Here is a 16,176-nt window from a genome sequence, read left to right as displayed (position 1 = left end):
TACTTTTTGTAGGCAGAGCGGGTCGGACGGTTCGGTTCCCGGACAGTTTCGGACACCGATACGGGATTCAGGCGGCGTATAACAATGGCCGCTCGGCGGGTCGTCACCCGTAATGGCCGCCCGAGCAACGTCGAAGAGCGGACGGTCGACCACGAGGGAAAGAGCATGAAGTACCTGTTCTTCACCAACACTCCCGCGCAGGTCCACCAGTATCGACACGCCGTCGCGGCACTCGAAGAGCGGGGCCACGAGGTCCTCGTTCTCGCCCGCGATTACGGCTGCACGAAGGCGCTTCTGGACTACCACGAACTCCCCTACGAACTGTACGGCCGGGTCGAAACCAAGAAATCCTCGCTCGCCCGCGAACTCCCCAAGCACTACCTCACCATCTTCGCCAAGACGCTCCGGTTCTCGCCCGACTACATCTTCGGCATCGGGTCGTTCGCGGCGCTGGCAGGCGCGGTGTCCCGGACCCCGGTCGTCCTCGTCGACGACACGGCGCTCACCCGCCTCGACCACACCGTCTCGCTGCCGTTCATCAACCTCATCGTCACCCCGCACACGTTCGGCCGCGACCTGGGCGAGAAACACTGGGAGTTCCGGGGGTTCAAGGAGTGCGCCTACCTCCACCCCGACGCCTACGAATCCGCGACCGACATCCGCGAGAAACTCGGCGTGGCCGACGACGAGCAGTACGCCATCCTCCGGTTCAACGCCTTCGGCTCCCACCACGACGTGGGCCAGGGCGGATTCTCGCCCGCGAAGCGCCGCGAACTGGTCGAAACCCTCTCGGAGCACGCCACGGTCTTCGTCTCCGACGAGGGCGGTGACATGGTGGTCGAGGAGACGTCGGCCAGGGAGTTCGACCTCCACCCCGCGCTGTTGCACGACGCGCTGGCGGAGGCCGACCTGCTGGTCGCCGACACCCAGACGATGGTGACGGAGGCCGCGCTGCTGGGGACGCCCGCGATTCGCTCGAACTCGTTCGTCGGCGACGACGACATGGGCAACTTCGTCGACCTGGAGCAGGCCGGACTGGTACACAACCTCGCCGAGTTCGACGAGGTGCTCGAAACCGCCGACGAGGTGCTGGCCGACCCCGAGGCGGCCGACCGCTGGGCGGAGCGCCGCGAAGAGTACCTCGCCGACAAGGTGAACCTCACCGAGGTCATCCTCGACGTGGCCGAGAACGTAGAGCACCCCGAGCGCGTCGAGTCGATCACCCGGCGCGGGTCGAAAGGCGGCGGCCGGACGCTCCCGTTCGGCACCGGAACGCTCAGAAGCGACGGCGGGAAACGATGACGGTGAACGTGCTCAACCTCGCGTCGAACGCCGACGCGAGGTTCTTCGAACAGCAGACGAAGACCCTCGAAACGCTCGACGTGGACTGTTCGACCATCGCGCCACCGGGCAATCACGTCGGCTACGAGGATTCGAGTCGGTCGCCGAGCGACTACGCCAAGTTCTTCCCGCAGGTCATGCGGGAGTCGACGAACGGCTACGACCTGGTCCACGCCAACTACGGACTGACCGCGCCGATGGCGCTGGCGCAGGCCCGCCTGCCGGTCGTGCTCTCGCTGTGGGGGACCGACCTGATGGGCGAGTACGGCTGGCTCAGCAAGCTCTGCGCCAAGCAGTGCGACGCGGTCATCGTGATGTCCGACGAGATGGCCCGGGAACTCGGCGAACCCTGCCACGTCATCCCCCACGGCATCGACATGGATCGGTTCGCGCCCCGGCCCAAGGACGAGGCCCGCGCCGAGGTGGAGTGGGACCCCGACAAACGCCACGTCCTCTTCCCCTATCCCCCCGAACAGGAGGTCAAGGACCATCCGCGCGCACGGCGGGTGGTCGACCGCGCGAGCGAGCGCGTCGACGCCGACGTCGAACTCCAGACGATCTACGGCGTCCCCCACGCGAAGGTGGCGACCTACATGAACGCCGCCGACGCGCTGCTATTGACCTCCAAGCGCGAGGGGTCGCCCAACTCCGTCAAGGAGGCGATGAGCTGTAACCTCCCGGTGGTTTCGACCGACGTGGGCGACGTCAGCGACCGGCTGACCGACGCCTCGCCCTCCTACGTGGGCCGGACCGACGACGAACTCGTCGAGGGACTGGTCGACATCCTCGAGGAGCCGCGACCCTCGGACGGCCGGGAGGCGATTCAAGACATCAGCCTCGCCCGGATGGGCGAGCGCATCCGCGGGGTCTACGAGACGGTGCTGTAGCACCGCGGCGCGAACGTCTCGACGGGTCGCTGCCGACGTTCTACTTCTGGTTTCGCTTCCGTCTTACCGGTTCTTTCATCGCTTCTGCGTTCACCTCCTCCTTCATTCTCTCGTCCTCTCAGCTCCGACGTTTCCGTTGCTCTCTCCGCGCTTCCTCGTTCTTACCGCTCTCTGTACGTCCGCGTTCCCTCCGCTCTTCCCGTTCGACGTCCATTCCGCCACTCGGTTCGCCGGGTCGACGCCGCGCGCCAGCGACTCGTTCGTCTGCTGTCTCTCGTTCACCCCCGGTACCGGATAGGCCGGCCGACTTTCATCGGCCGGTCCGGCCGGGATTCCCCCTGCCGAATACCCGGTCGCGCGTCCGGCGGGCGATGCCCGCCGGACGCGCAGGCGATTCACGGCGGACGCCTGCGCGTCCTCCGTGACGCTCGCCCGACAGGTCCCGGCCCTCCGCTGGCGTCCGATACGCCTCGGACGCGGTCACGGTGCTCCCGCACTCGTGCGGGACTGAGACGCACGGTAGACGCCCTCACACCACTGGGTAGTCACCCGCTTCCGGCTGAAAAAACCGTTAGCTGGACTACGTTTTACCGGCGAGCCGAGTTAGTCGGGACGAAACGTTGCGAAACGACAACGGGACGCCGGCCCTGAATCCGGATACGCTGACCCACACGACCGCCGTACTCCCGGCCTATCTCCCGCCAAAGAGACGCTACGGCTCCTATAGGGTCTGGAGAACAAAGGGAGCGGAAACGTTCGACTAAGGTGACGGAATCATGAGCTTACAGGTTGCCGAGGGTGGGACGTCGGCCGACGCAGTCGCCGACGACCACCTCGACGGGCGGGTGGTCGTCGGCATTCCGGCCTACAACGAGGAGAACGGTATCGGAAGCACCGTGCTCGGCGTCAAGAAGTACGCCGACGAGGTCGTGGTGGTCGACGACGGTAGTACCGACCGGACGGCCGCCATCCTCGAGGAGGCCGACGTGACCGTCCTCAGCCACGAACGCAACCGCGGAAAGGGCGCCGCGGTTCGGACCCTCTTCGAGCACGTCCAGGGCGTCGAGTGCGACGCGCTGGTGCTCATCGACGCCGACGGCCAACACGCTCCCGCCGACATCCCGACGCTCGCGCGGCCGGTCGTCGACGGCGACGCCGACATGGTCATCGGGAGTCGGTACCTCGACACCGACGACGGCGACGAGACGCCCATCTACCGACGACTCGGCCAGCAGCTTCTCGACTACGCCACCTCGCAGGTGACCGGCGCCGAACTCACCGACACCCAGAGCGGCTACCGGGCGTTCTCCCCCGACGCGCTCGAACGCATCTCGCTCACGACCGACGGGATGGGCGTCGAGTCCGAGATGATAGATTCGGCCACCACAGAGGGGCTCGAGATCACCGAGCGCGCCATCGAGGCGCGCTACGAAGACCTCGAAGGACAGACGTACAACCCGATAAAGCACGGGCTGACCGTGATGCTGTTTCTGGTACGGCTCGCCAGACGACGCCAACCGCTGACCTCTCAGACCAAGGGACGATAACATGACATCGATAGAACTCCCCGCCGACCTGCGGGACCGCTACGGACGACTCGCGACCGAACTGGACGGCTTCGCCGACGCCGACGAACTGGCGCGGTACGTGCTCGCCGAGACCGCCGCCGAACTCGAACGCGGCGAGGGGAGCGCCGGCGCGACCGGCAGCACCGACGAGAGCGCCGACGACGAAGTCGTCGAGGACCGCCTCGAACAGCTGGGGTACCTCGAAAAATGAGCGAGGGAACGCAGCCGGACGACGGTCGGGTCGTCATCTTCGGTCTCGACGGCGTGCCGCCCCAACTGGTCGACCGCGGCATCGCGACCGGCCGACTCCCGAACTTCGAGCGAATGCGTGCCGAGGGCGCGGACGGCCGGACCCGCTCGACGGTGCCGCCGCTGTCGATGATCGCCTGGAGTTCGTTCGCCACGGGTCGCAACCCCGGCAATCACGGCGTCTACAACTTCATGCTCAAGGAGGAGGGCGAGTACGGCACCAACTTCGTCAACGCCGACACCCTCCGCGAGAAGTCCAAGACCGTCTGGGAATACCTCGACGCCGAGGGCAAGCGCTCGGGCGTGATGAACGTCATGCCGGGCTACCCGCCCTCGCAGACCAGCGGGTTCCACATCTCGGACAACATCACCACGCCCTCGACCGGGTCGTACGCCTTCCCCGACGAACTCCAGGCCGACATCGAGGAGCGGGTGGGCGAGTACGACGTCGACCCCTACGAGAGCTACGACGACGGCACCGACGAGGAGAACCTCGGCGAACTGCTCGACAACTTCTTCGAGATCGAGCGCAAGCGAATCGAGGTCGCGAAGCTCCTCGTCGAGGAGTACCCCTGCGAGTTCTACTCGCTGGTGTTCTCCGGCCCGGACAACGTCCTCCACGTGCTGGGCCACGTGCTCGACGAGCAACACCCCAAGCACGACCCCGAGGTCGCGTCGCGCCACGAGGACAGGCCGATGCAGTTGCTGGAGCTGTACGACGAACTGCTGGGGTGGACGATGGAGCGCCTCGACGAGGAAGAGGACACCCTGCTGGTGCTGTCGGACCACGGCCACGGCCCCGTCTACCAGACCATCAACCTCAACTCCTGGCTCTACAACGCGAACTACCTCGACCTCGAAGACCGGGCGTGGACGAGGCTCAAGCAGTTCGGCTACAACTACGTCTACGACGCGGTCGAGAAGGCGATGAGCGAACTCAACCTCTTCTCGAAGCTCAAGATGGGCGTCGCCCGCACCAGCGGCGACGGCTCCGGGCCGGACCTCGCGGAACTGCTGACCATCTCCCGCAAGGACATCGAGTGGAGCCGAACCGCGGCGTTCACGGTGGCCTCCGGCGGTCAAATCTACATCAACACCGACGACCACGAGGAGGGCGCGGTGTCGCCCGACCAGTACGAGGCCGTCCGGGAGGCCCTGCGCGAGCAACTACTCGCCATCGAGCACCCCGAGCGCGGCGACCGGGTCATCGACTCGGTGCTGTACGGCGAGGACGTCTACGACGACGGCTACGAGGGCACTCGCCCCGACCTCGTCTGCATGCCCGCGCCGGGCTACCAGATTCAGTACCCCCAGACGATGAAGACCGAGCGGGTGTTCGCCGACCCGCCCAAGACCGGGTCGCACACCTCGATGAACGAGATGCACGGCATCTTCTACGGCTGGGGCGGTCCCGTCAAGAACGACTCCGGGATGACGGTCGACCTCACCGACTTCGCGCCGACAGCGCTCTCGCTGCTCGACGTGCCGGTCCCCGAGGAGATGGACGGCGACGTCCGGACCGACGTAATCTCGAAGGACGCGACGTACGACCACTACGACGGGAAGGTCGAGACGAAGCGCGCGGTCCGCGAAGTCGTGAGCGGAATCGGCGCGGACTGACGACAGCCCCGTAAACGACGACCCGTTTCTCCGGAAGCGCTCGGTGACCCAATCCACCGAGAGCGCTCGGCCTAACAACCGACAAGGCGGGACTGAAAGGGGCCGGTCGCTGAACGAACCCCGGCGACGTAAGCACTGCAGGGAACGAGCGAAGCGAGTGACCGAAGCGCGCAGCGAGTCGCGGGAGTTCAGCGCCCGGGGCTTTCGAGCGGTTCGCGTCTGCTGTTGTCGTCAGTTCTGTAGTGGTCCTTCGAGATAGTCACTACCGCATCACTGCTGGCTATCTTCTTCAGAACGAGAAATCGGGCACTGAAACGGCGATACGACCTGTTTTACGACGGACTCGGCGTCTGGACCCGCGAGAGGTACGCCGCCAAATCAGTAGTAGTGATGATTCCGATGACGCCCTCCTCGTCGTCCACGACCGGCATGTGGTGGATACTGTGCTCTATCATCCGGTCGGCCACGTCCCGGATGTCGTCTTGGGCGCTCGCGGTGACGAGGTCGGTCGACATGTACTCCGAAACCGGTGTCTGGTCCTTGGGCTTTCGCTCGGCGACGATGCGGACGAAGTCGGTGGTGGTCAGGATGCCTTCGAGGTGGCCGTCGTCGCCCACGACGACGACCGAGCCGATACCCTCGTCGAGCATCGTACCGGCGGCTTCCTCCACGAGCGTCTCGGGGGTGACGGTTCGGACGTCCGACGACATCAGACGGGCGGCGAAAATGTCCATGTGAGGTAATGACTCTGATAGTACCTAAGCGTTTCGCGGAGACGAGACGACCGCCCGCACGAATCGTCGACGGTGAGGACCGTCGCTCGAAACCGAACGGACCGTCCCCAGGCGACTCCGCGTCCTACTCGTCGAGTCCCACCGGCACCCGCTCTTCCCTCCGGGCCGACTCGTAGGCCGCCTCGGTCAGCGCGGTCACGGCGAGGGCGTCACGGGCGGTCGCCGGCGGTTCCTCGCCGCGCTCGATGCAGTCGACGAACGTCTCGGCCTTGTTGCGCTGGTCGTCGCGGTCGATGAAGGGGATGACCGTGGTGCTGTCGGCCTGTATCTCGCTCATCTCGCGCTCCTCCCACTGGCGGCCTTCGAGGTACACCGCACCCTCCTCGTCCCAGATGTGGATGTGCTCACGCACGCAGGGCGCGTCGCTGTGGACCGAGATGGTCGCGTCGGCGCCGTTCTCGAACTCCACGGTGAGGATGGCGCGCTCGTCGACCCGCGACTCCTCGTCGGCGAACACCATCTCGGCCGACACCGAGGCGGGGGTCAGCCCGGTCGTCCACAGCACGGCGTCGATGAGGTGGCTCCCGGTGTCGTAGAGGTTCCCGCCGCCGGAGAGGTCGGGGTCGGTCCGCCATGTGTCCTCGAACCGGCGAATCCAATCCTGGGTTATCTCGGCGCTGATGAACTGCGGGTTGCCGCCGTCGCGGAACCGCTCGCGGGCCGTCTCGAACGCGGGATTGAGGTGGCGCTGGTAGCCGACCATCAGCACCTCGTCGCCCGACTCGGCGCGTTCCGCGAGGTCCCGGGCCTCTTCGAGGTCGGTCGTCAGCGGTTTGTCGCAGAGGACGTGCAGGCCCCGGTCGAGCGCCGCGGTCACGTGCTCGTGGTGGAACGTGTGGGGCGTGCCGACCAGCACCGCGTCGAGTTCCTCCGTGTCGAGCATCTCCTGGTAGTCGTCGTACCGGGAGCCCTCGCCGACGTACAACTGCTCGCCCGCCGTGTGCTGGACCTCCTCGCTGACGTCGGCCAGCGCGGTCACCGTCGCTCGCGGGTCCTGATTGAATAGCTGTCCGACCGTGGTGCCGATGTAGCCGCCACCGATGACGCCGACCTTGAGTTTGGGTCTTCCTGACATGAATGCTACTCCCAACTACAGTGGTAGTAAACCCGATTTCCACGGACGCGCCCTTAATTCGTCTGGGCGATTCGGCCGCGAACGGACTCGCCCTCGACGCCCGAACTCGACCGAACCGTTATAGGTCCGGAATCAGAAAGTGACAGCATGTCTAACGAAAACGCGGCCGGCGTCGCCCCGCTGGTCGCCGGTCTCGCGTATCTCGGCACCTCGCTCGATTCGACCGCTCGGGCTCTCCGCGGCGGTATCGGGTCGGTGTCCGACGTCGCGGCGCTCGCGGGCGTCGTCGGGTCGCTGGCCGCGATAGCCGTCGGCGTGGGCATCCTCCTCGGGTGGCGCTCGTTCGAACCCGCCGAGAGAGCGGAGAGAGCCGACGGTTCGACCGCGACCGTAGCGCTCGTCAGCATAGCGGTCGTCTCGTTCGTCCTCGGCGCGGTCGTCGCGGTGCTGTAGCCGTCGCACTTCCGATTCCCGACGCGGCGCGTCGATTCCGCGGCTTCGACCACGAACTTTTTGTTCGTTCCTGTCACACGATAAACTGCATGACGGAAGTCACCATCACGACCACGGACGGTCTCGACGGCCGGGAGGTAACGGAGTACCTCGGCGTCGTCTCGGGAGAGGCGGTCGTCGGCGCGAACGTCGTCAGCGACATCGCCGCCGGCATCAGGGACGTGGTCGGCGGTCGAAGCGGATCCTACGAGAAAAAGATCGAGACGGGGCGCACCGAGGCTCTCGAGGACCTCCGGGCGGAGGCCGAGGACCTCGGCGCCGACGCCGTCGTCGGCGCCTCGTTCGACTACGAGGAACTGGCCGAGGGCATGCTCTGGGTCAACATCTCGGGCACCGCGGTCGAGACGAAGCGCCGGTAGTCGCCCGCCGCGCTCTCCCGTGACCGTTCGTCCGCGACCGCTCGCTCGCGACCGCCCCACGTCGTCTCCGCGAGCGCTTTCCTCGTCGCCCCCGCGAACGCCTTTTCTACTCGGCGTAGTCGAGCGCCACCACGCGGCCGTCGCCGTACGTCACGACCGCCTCGTCGTCGCCGTCGTCGTCGAGGTCGGCCGTCACCGGGTACTTGAATATCGGCACGTCGCGCCGGTAGGTCGCCGTCACCTCGCCGGAGGTGGGGTCGACCACCGAAACCTTGCCGTCGTTGGTGGCGGCGACGAGTTCGGGCGACCCGTCGCCGTCGACGTCGCCGAGCGCGGGCGGCGGCGTCATCTGGACGTCCTCGGTCGTCAGCGTCGTCGTCCACTCGACGTCGCCGGTCGCGGCGTCGAGCGCCCGGAGTTTCCCGTCGGCGTCGACGGCGTACACCTCGGCGGTCCCGTCGCCGTCCCCGTCGCCGAAGGCGTGGACCGCGGCCAACCGACCGAAGGTGTGGTTCCAGACGCGAGTCCCGTCGCCCGCGTACGCCACGACGTCGCCGTCGGTGGTCGCGGCGACGATACGGGTTTCGGAGTTCGACGCTCCGCTTCCTACGTCGACCCGTCCGGTCGCCAGCCAACCGACCGACCCGTCGAGGGTCCGCCGCCAGGCGGTCGTCCCGTCGCCTTCGAGGAGCGTGACCGCGCCGCCGCCGGGCGGCGCCGACCCGACCGCGAGTTCGTCCTCGCCGTCGGCGTCGAAGTCGGCCAGCGCCGGGTTGGCCCAGGTGGTCCCGAGCGAGCGGTTCCACGCCTCGGTGCCGTTCGCGTGAATCGCGAACAGTCGGCCCTTCACGTCGGCGACGATGACTTCGCGCCCGCCGCCCGGCGCGAAGTCCTCGACCAGCGGTTGGGTGTAGCCGTAGGAGGTGAGATTGTGCCGGAAGACCGGTTCGCCCGTCTGCGGGTCGGCGGCCACGACGACCTTCTCGGTCGTGGCGGCCAGCACCTCGACCTCGCCGTCGCCGTCGAGGTCGGCGACGGCCGGGTCTGCCACCGCGTGGATGGTGCAGTTGCGCGGCGGAATCGGGTAGGTCCACCGCGTCGTCCCGTTCGCGCCGGAGAGCGCGACCAGTCCGCACTCGTGGGTGTCGCGGTTCCCGCTGATGGGCGCGAACACCCACGACTCCCCGTCGATTTCGGCCACCGCGGGCGCGTGGTGGTTCCCGTTCATGTCGCGGGCCGTGTCGCTGACCCACGCCTCGCGGAGGTGGCCGCCCGACCCCGTCTGGACGAATCCGTAGGCGGCGACCGCGCCCAGCGCGAGGACGACCGCCACGACCGCGAGCAACGTCCGAGTTCGCATTCTCGGGAGGTTGGAACCCACCGAGTAAAAGCGCGTTTATCGGCGGCCGGGATTCGGGCCGCGAACACGCTCGGCCGGTCGCATCGTCCGGGCCGGCCCTGTCCCGGCCGAACCGACGCGGCCGACTCGCCGCGTCTCACCCCTCGGAGCGCGTTCACTCGAACGGTAAATTACGTCACGGAACCCGGCCGAAGCGCCTGCAGTCGGCGGGGTCCGGCGTCCGTCCGCGCTGACCGTTCTCCTGTTCTGCGGAACGGAACTCCCGACGAGCGTGAGGGGAAGATGTCGATCTGGCGAGGGGTAAGTCCCCGTCCCCGGACGAATCGTCGGGGACGACGTTTCGCGCGGACGACGGTTCGGCCGACCGATGGAATTTCGTACAGGTACGGAAAAGGCGAAAATTGTTATCCGAATCACCGTGTTGGACACCTAGTGCGGTTTTGGGGGTTTCGTAGATATGAGCAGAACAACTTACGCGGTCGGAATGGGGCTACTGCTGATCGCCAGCGCGATAGTCGCGGGCGCTGGCTCGGCGGTGGCAGCAGACTCGACCGCTCGTAACGCGGTCGAAGGCGCACAGGACCAGGAAACTACCACCACCACTACGGCTCAGACCCAGGGCAGTCTGAACCTCTCACAGCTCAACGTGACGGCGTACGAGGCCGCCGTGCTCGCCCAGAACGAGACGAACGGCACGGTGCTCGGCGTCAGGCTCAAGACGGTCAACGGCACGCCTGGCTACGAAGTGCTCGTGGCCAACGAAACCGGGAACGTCACCGGCGTGGTCGTCAACGCCGAGCAGGCCGAGGTCATCGAGACTCAGCAGAACATCGCCCGGCTTAACCAGACCATCTTCCAGCAGCAGGGCGTCGACGTGAGCAACCTCACCGGCGCCGTCGAGACGATTCAGACGGCCCAGCAGGAAGTCGGCGACCAGTTCGTGCCGATAGAGGTCTCCATCGAGGCCCAACCCGGCTTCCTCGGCCAGCAGATCACGTTCGTCTCGCCGAACGCCACCAAGAGCGTCGTGGTCGACCTGAGCAACAACACGGTCGTCGCGGTGAGCGAGGAAGTCCCCACGCGGGGTGCGGACGGTGCGAACGCGACCACCGAAACCGCGATCGGCGAGACCACCGCCGCGGGTGAAACCCAGACCACCACCGAGATGGCGATGGTCGACGCGTCCGCCGCGAACGCGGCCCAGGACGACGGCAACCAGGGCTGCTGCGTCGGCGACGACGAACTCACCCGCGAGTTCGGCGAGGCCAGCAACTACGTCGCCACGACGGCCGACGACTACGGCGACGCGTTCGCTGACCAGGACGACGGCTTCTTCGCGTCGGACGACGAGTTCGACACGGCCGACAACTACGGCGCCTTCGCCGGCAACGAGAACGAGGAGGACGACGGCCTCTTCGGCGGCGGTGAAGAAGAGGAGGAAGCCGAAGGCGGCTTCCTCGGCGAAGAGGACGAGGACGGCTGGTTCTAACCGCCGGCCCTCGCTTCGACGCCGTCACGTTCCGCTAACGCGCGCTCTTTTTGTCCGGTATCGACGACCCGTCCCTGCGAATGCCGCGACTGCGAGACTTCTCGAGGCGGTTCCCGTGGTTTCGATAGGAGGTCCGCGAACTGCTTCTGCGACTCGCTTCGACCGTGGATGCGGAGCCGACTGTTTCACGTGGGTCACGGGTCACGGTCGAGAGTCGGACGCGAGGTGCGGCGAGAGTCGGTGAGAGCGTCTGGACGTCCGGTCACCGTGACCCGTCGGGTGGTCAGTCGACGCGAACTGGACCGGAACTCGGCCGGCTGACGCCGCCGTGAATCACGGTCGACCGGCTCTCGATTCGGACAGCGGTCGCTCGGAGACGTCCGTCGTCACGGAAGCGGTGCAGACGGACGACACGGTGGCCACGGTCGGCGCGACCGCGACAGGTGTGGGTCGACTCCCTCCGGACCCGGAGGGGTCGACCCACACAGTCCTGTCGCTGTGGCAAGCGGTCGATGGTACACGATACTGCGAAGAAAAGAGCGACAGGTGCGACGAAGTCGCGAGGCGGCTATGCGCTCTGGTTGCCGCCGGACTGGTTACCGTCGCCAGTCTGGTTGCCGTCGCCGCCACCGCCGGTGGTCTGGGTGCCGCCGCCACCGCCGCCACCGCCTCCGCCGCCGCTGACGGGCTGGAACTGGACGGTGATGAGGCCGAGTTCGTTCGTCCCCGCGTCGAGTCCCGCGCCCTCGTCCGCGCCGACGAATCGGTCGTCGGTGACGCCCGGGTCGATACCGTACTCCTCGAAGTCCTCGGTGCCGAACGTGCCGAACACCGGGCTGGTCCGGTAGGTCTGGCCCTGCTCGACGTTCACGGCGTTGGGCACGAACAGGAAGCCCCAGTTCTGGCCGGCGAACTGCCACTCGATGACGTGGGCGTTCATGTTCTGGAAGACCGCCGGGTTACTGAACAGCAGGTTCTGGTTCTCCTCGTTCAGGAAGTCGTCCTCGTTGTTGTTGTACACCGGCGCCCACGGGAGCGGCTTGGACCGGACGGTGAACTGCGCCCGCGGGTAGTAGTTCGTCTGGAACATCAGCCCGCGCATCTGCTCGCCGCCCTGGCCGCCGTCCTGCTGTGCGGCGACGGTGCCCGCGCCGGAGGCCCCCAGCGCGAGGCCGCCCGATGCGAGTGCGCTGGACTTCATGAACGTTCTGCGCGACGATTCGCCCGTGAGTTGGTCGATGATGGAGTCGTCTTCGGTCATTGTGTCTCGAATTGTGTCTCTCGATGGTGTCGAAGTCGATTGGCTCGCTGTTCGCTCCTCAGAAGTCCTCGGATGCGCCGACCTGCTGGAACGTCACGTTGACGATGTTCGACCGCGGCGTCTCGCCGCCCTCGCCGCCGCCGTTTTCGTTCCCGATGTCCGACCAGTCGCCGCCGAGGCGGTAGAGGACGCCCTGCTCGACCTCCGCACCCTTGTACGGGAAGAAGTACGCGAAGGTGTTCTGAGCGTTCGTGTACTGGATGATGCGCGTGTTGAAGCTACTCAGCAGGCCGCCCTCCCCGACGCCCGCGGGGTTCGGGACCGCCTCGAGTTCACCGGAGACGACGTGGAACTCCCCGTTGGGGAAGAACTGGTTCTGGAACATGTACGCCTCCATCTGCTCGCCATCATCCTGCACCGCGTCTTGGTTCGCCGTGATCTCGTCGTTCTCGGTTCCCATCATAGTGGAGAAGTCCCGTCTCGGGACGTTCGTATCAAGCCCGCCCACGCCGTTAACGGCGTCGGCCTTTCATCGACATAAGCCGGTCTTAGGCCGGCGAAACGCGTCTTACTGGCTCATTACGCCGAGGGAGTATCGCATCATTGATGCCGGAGGTCGCCCCCGCCCACCGCGACTTCCGACCGAGACGTTGGCGAGAAGAGAAGTTCGGCGATTTCTTCGGGCGGCGTCGCTTCAGGCGTCGGCGAGCGTCGTGCCGCCGTTGAAGGACGTCCGCCAACTGATGACCGCGTGGAGCGCGAGTCCGACCGCGATCAGGATGGCGTTCTGGACCGGCGCGCCCAGGCGGACGACGCCGAACTGGTAGGTCCGTTCGCTGATCGGCCAGAACGGACTCACCGGCTGGGTCCCGGGCAGGAGGACCAGGAAGTCCCCGACGACGTGGCTGAGGACGCCCACGAACAGTCCGAGCGCGACGAATTCGAACACCCGGACCGGGTCGAACTGGTCGAAGAATCCGCCGCGGGTCGGTCCCTTCAGGACGACCACCGTCCCGGCCGCGAGCGCTCCGCCGACGAGGCCCGCGATTACGGCGAACGTGACCGTGTGCGTTACGCCGTGGTGGGCGACGCCGGGCACGTAGAGGTCGAGGTCCGGCAGCCACGCCGCGATTATGACGTACAGCGTGAACCCCGTCTGCGTCCGCGGGTGGAGGAACGCCGCGATCGGTGCCGCGAACAACATCGCGATTCCGAAGTGGCCGATTGGATACATGGTGTGTCGATTGGAATACCGCGCGAGCGCTTCGGGAACGCCACGAAAAAGCGTGTCGGCCGGCGAAATCTCGCCGCAAGACCTACCCGGCGCGACGCCGGAGTGTAGGCGGGTTGGGGATGACAACGAAACACGCGGTGAATCACTTGGCGTCGCTCGTAGGTATCACGCTACTGACGTACGCCGTCTGGTCGATGCTCTTGGACCCCGCCAGAGGACCGCTCGGCGGGAGGACGCTCGCGCTGGTTGCAGGAATCGTTCTGGCGGCGACCGGAGGCGCCCTGCTGGCCTGGGGGACGTATCGAATCTACGGCTACGGACGACCGACAGGCGAAGCGACTCCCGAACCGTCGGACTCGGGCGTGCCGTAGCGCGGCCGGGACGTGGACGAGCGAGACGACGGGCAGGTCCGAGCGCACCGACCGACGGCGAGGACGACGGAACCGACGAACGGTCCCGACCAGCCGACCACGACCGTTCTCAGAACGTACGCGAGCACGATTATCCCGAGGGTGAATTCGCCCGCCGACCGCGCCGGCAATAACGCACTTGCCGCGCGCTCACGAGTATGGCGACATGGCTACCATCGTGGGAATCGAGGCCGACGGCGGCGCCGTGCTCGCGGGAGACCGGCGCGTAACCGAGGGCGAGACGGTTCGAAGCGACAACAAGCGACACGTCTTCGACTTCGGCGAGGTCGGCGCGGCCGCGACCGGCCCGGCTAGCGGGGTGGACGACTTCCGCCAGCGACTCGAAGCCGAGGCGCGCTCGCACGACACCGAGCAGGGTGAGCCGATGAGCCTCACCCGCCTGGCAAACGTCGCGTCGGACATCGCCGCCGACGCGGGCGTCGACGCCATCGTGGCGGCCCACGAGGACGGCCGGGCCGGAATCCGCGGCGTCGCCAGCGACGGGAGCGTACTCACCGACGCCACCGCCGCCTTCGGGTCGGGTGCCCAGCTAGCCGTGGGGGTGCTGGAGGGCGCTCCGGACGGTCAGAGCGTCGACGCGGCCGCGGACCTTGCGCGCGACGCACTCGACTCGGCGGCCGACCGCGACACCGCAACCGGCGAGGAGTACGACACCTTCCGACTCGACGACGACAAGGACATGGTCTAATCGCGGTCGTGTACGCACCCTGTCTCTCGCACGTCCTGTGATGACCTGCCGAAAAAGTAGCACGAGCGCGAGAGAAGGAGACGCGTGTAGCGAAGCGGTATCTACAGGTGAGAGATATCTCGGTCGGTGAGAAAAAAGTTCATCTCCTGTTGGGTCCTATACACGTGAGTCATGGAACAATACGTCGATGGCTTCGTCTTCCCGGTCCCGAACGAGAATCTCGATGCGTACCGCGAAATGGCCGACGAGGCCGGAAAGCTCTGGATCGAACACGGCGCGCTCGAGTACTTCGAAGGGGTCGGAGACGACATGGAGCCCGACATGGGTGGCATGCCGGTGCGGACCTTCCCAGAGCTCGCAGAAGCAGGGGACGACGAATCGGTCGTGTTCTCGTTCATCGTGTTCGAGTCCCGGGAACACCGCGACGAGGTGAACGCGAAGGTGATGGACGACCCCGCGATGGACCCCGAACAGTTCGCCGACGACATGCCGTTCGACACGGAACGCATGGCCTACGGCGGCTTCCGCTCCATCGTCAGTTACGAGGATTGACGGAGGAAACCGGTTTCGGGGTAGGTTGGCCCGTGGCGCGATACAATACTACGGCCCCTGCAGGATGCTGAACAGGGCACGGGACCTCCAGCACGCGCTGCTCAGCGAGTACGGCGAGCAACTGGACGCCGCGTCGGGGTTCGGTGCGCGGTGTCGTTCGGTCGGCCCTCCGTAGCGTTGAATAGCTATCAAGTCGACTCGCAGTCATGGGAATCGGGAGCGCGCTTCGCACACTCGGAGCGTTCGTACTCTCCTACTTTGCGGTGACGTTCGGCTTAGTGCCAGCGGTAGTGACGCTCGTCGGGGTCACGCGCTTCGCTCAGGGCGTCTACCAGTATCCGGGGACTTGTCCCCGGCGGCAAGGGTCGTCTCCCTGGTGTCCGTCTTGCTCGCAGTCGTGCTCCTGACAGAGGATGCCTCTCTCCCCCATCTCTGCGTGTTCGCGTCGGTCGCGTTCGTCTCGTTTCTACTGCAGTTGTTCTCGCTTCCGCTGGTCCTCGGCGTCTTTCCCGAGTCCGCCTTCGCCGCGTTCCCCGGTCCAACGCTCCGGATTTTCGGACCCGTCCTCCTCCTGGTCGTCTGCACGCTCTCGTATCTCGCCGCAACCTATCTCGCCTATCGCGACGAGTTCCGGCGATTCAGACGAGGCTTTCTCGCGTAGCGCGAAGTCGGTCGAAACCGGCCACGCCGAAGCTAGCGTGATTCTTCCGGGCGTCGAATCGGACGTGCGGCGACCGTCGCCGCACGTCGGACGA

18 protein-coding genes are annotated in these 16,176 nt (G+C 66.5%); 12 read left to right on the top strand and 6 right to left on the bottom strand.

Annotated elements, in window-relative coordinates; genetic code table 11:
• Nucleotides 1-165 precede the first annotated feature (165 nt).
• The 5 genes from NGM07_RS20675 to NGM07_RS20655 all read left to right on the top strand — a co-directional run bounded on the left by NGM07_RS20675 (nt 166) and on the right by NGM07_RS20655 (nt 5,665).
• On the top strand, nt 166-1,302 hold the full coding sequence (locus NGM07_RS20675) for a DUF354 domain-containing protein (protein ID WP_253521188.1): 1,137 nt from the start codon (nt 166-168) through the stop codon (nt 1,300-1,302).
• Between the two features lie 2 nt (nt 1,303-1,304).
• A complete protein-coding gene (locus tag NGM07_RS20670) occupies nt 1,305-2,228 on the top strand; it encodes a glycosyltransferase (RefSeq protein ID WP_253521186.1) in 924 nt (307 codons plus the stop codon).
• 776 nt (nt 2,229-3,004) lie between these two features.
• The gene (locus NGM07_RS20665) at nt 3,005-3,775 is read left to right on the top strand and encodes a glycosyltransferase family 2 protein (protein WP_253520865.1); all 771 of its coding nucleotides are present in this window, start codon (nt 3,005-3,007) and stop codon (nt 3,773-3,775) included.
• A 1-nt stretch (nt 3,776) separates the two neighbouring features.
• On the top strand, nt 3,777-4,007 hold the full coding sequence (locus NGM07_RS20660; RefSeq protein WP_253520862.1) for a hypothetical protein: 231 nt from the start codon (nt 3,777-3,779) through the stop codon (nt 4,005-4,007).
• Nucleotides 4,004-5,665: an alkaline phosphatase family protein gene (locus NGM07_RS20655; protein ID WP_253520859.1), complete on the top strand. Its 1,662-nt coding sequence runs from the start codon at nt 4,004-4,006 to the stop codon at nt 5,663-5,665. Before NGM07_RS20660 ends, NGM07_RS20655 begins: the two co-directional genes overlap by 4 nt.
• 332 nt (nt 5,666-5,997) lie before the next feature.
• On the opposite strand, the gene NGM07_RS20650 is transcribed toward NGM07_RS20655, so the two are convergent.
• Both NGM07_RS20650 and NGM07_RS20645 read right to left on the bottom strand, forming a co-directional pair.
• A complete protein-coding gene (locus NGM07_RS20650) occupies nt 5,998-6,399 on the bottom strand; it encodes a CBS domain-containing protein (protein WP_253520857.1) in 402 nt (133 codons plus the stop codon).
• Between the two features lie 124 nt (nt 6,400-6,523).
• Nucleotides 6,524-7,534, bottom strand: a complete 1,011-nt coding sequence (locus NGM07_RS20645) for a Gfo/Idh/MocA family protein (protein WP_253520854.1) — start codon at nt 7,532-7,534, stop codon at nt 6,524-6,526.
• Nucleotides 7,535-7,681: 147 nt separating this feature from the next.
• On the opposite strand from NGM07_RS20645, the gene NGM07_RS20640 reads away from it, so the two are divergent.
• Together NGM07_RS20640 and NGM07_RS20635 are read left to right on the top strand one after the other, a co-directional pair.
• On the top strand, nt 7,682-7,987 hold the full coding sequence (locus NGM07_RS20640; protein ID WP_253520851.1) for a hypothetical protein: 306 nt from the start codon (nt 7,682-7,684) through the stop codon (nt 7,985-7,987).
• 89 nt (nt 7,988-8,076) lie between these two features.
• Nucleotides 8,077-8,406, top strand: coding sequence for a YbjQ family protein (locus NGM07_RS20635; protein WP_253520849.1), 330 nt, complete (start codon nt 8,077-8,079; stop codon nt 8,404-8,406).
• A gap of 106 nt (nt 8,407-8,512) precedes the next feature.
• Here the strand turns inward: NGM07_RS20635 and NGM07_RS20630 are convergent, their stop codons facing one another.
• Nucleotides 8,513-9,766 carry an outer membrane protein assembly factor BamB family protein gene (locus NGM07_RS20630; RefSeq protein WP_253520846.1) on the bottom strand — a complete coding sequence of 418 codons (1,254 nt, stop codon included), beginning with the start codon at nt 9,764-9,766 and terminating at the stop codon, nt 8,513-8,515.
• A gap of 457 nt (nt 9,767-10,223) precedes the next feature.
• Here NGM07_RS20630 and NGM07_RS20625 point away from each other — a divergent pair, with 457 nt between their 5' ends.
• Nucleotides 10,224-11,255: a PepSY domain-containing protein gene (locus NGM07_RS20625; RefSeq protein ID WP_253520844.1), complete on the top strand. Its 1,032-nt coding sequence runs from the start codon at nt 10,224-10,226 to the stop codon at nt 11,253-11,255.
• Between the two features lie 568 nt (nt 11,256-11,823).
• Here the strand turns inward: NGM07_RS20625 and NGM07_RS20620 are convergent.
• From NGM07_RS20620 to NGM07_RS20610, 3 genes are all read right to left on the bottom strand, one after another.
• A complete protein-coding gene (locus tag NGM07_RS20620; protein ID WP_253520841.1) occupies nt 11,824-12,516 on the bottom strand; it encodes a twin-arginine translocation signal domain-containing protein in 693 nt (230 codons plus the stop codon).
• A gap of 58 nt (nt 12,517-12,574) precedes the next feature.
• Nucleotides 12,575-12,976, bottom strand: coding sequence for a hypothetical protein (locus tag NGM07_RS20615; RefSeq protein ID WP_253520839.1), 402 nt, complete (start codon nt 12,974-12,976; stop codon nt 12,575-12,577).
• 234 nt (nt 12,977-13,210) lie between these two features.
• Complete coding sequence (locus NGM07_RS20610; protein WP_253520837.1) at nt 13,211-13,750, bottom strand: metal-dependent hydrolase; 540 nt, start codon at nt 13,748-13,750, stop codon at nt 13,211-13,213.
• Nucleotides 13,751-13,869: 119 nt separating this feature from the next.
• On the opposite strand from NGM07_RS20610, the gene NGM07_RS20605 reads away from it, so the two are divergent.
• The 4 genes from NGM07_RS20605 (at nt 13,870) to NGM07_RS20590 (ending at nt 16,082) form a co-directional block, all read left to right on the top strand.
• Nucleotides 13,870-14,121: a hypothetical protein gene (locus tag NGM07_RS20605; RefSeq protein WP_253520836.1), complete on the top strand. Its 252-nt coding sequence runs from the start codon at nt 13,870-13,872 to the stop codon at nt 14,119-14,121.
• Nucleotides 14,122-14,326: 205 nt separating this feature from the next.
• A complete protein-coding gene (locus tag NGM07_RS20600; protein ID WP_253520834.1) occupies nt 14,327-14,869 on the top strand; it encodes an Ntn hydrolase family protein in 543 nt (180 codons plus the stop codon).
• A 171-nt stretch (nt 14,870-15,040) separates the two neighbouring features.
• Nucleotides 15,041-15,421: a DUF1428 domain-containing protein gene (locus tag NGM07_RS20595; RefSeq protein WP_253520832.1), complete on the top strand. Its 381-nt coding sequence runs from the start codon at nt 15,041-15,043 to the stop codon at nt 15,419-15,421.
• A gap of 376 nt (nt 15,422-15,797) precedes the next feature.
• Nucleotides 15,798-16,082, top strand: a complete 285-nt coding sequence (locus tag NGM07_RS20590) for a hypothetical protein (protein WP_253520830.1) — start codon at nt 15,798-15,800, stop codon at nt 16,080-16,082.
• Nucleotides 16,083-16,176: the final 94 nt, after the last annotated feature.

Source organism: Halorussus vallis (assembly GCF_024138165.1).
In the GTDB taxonomy this organism is placed as follows: Archaea; Halobacteriota; Halobacteria; order Halobacteriales; family Haladaptataceae; genus Halorussus; species Halorussus vallis.
This window is presented reverse-complemented; position numbering and strand designations above follow the sequence as displayed.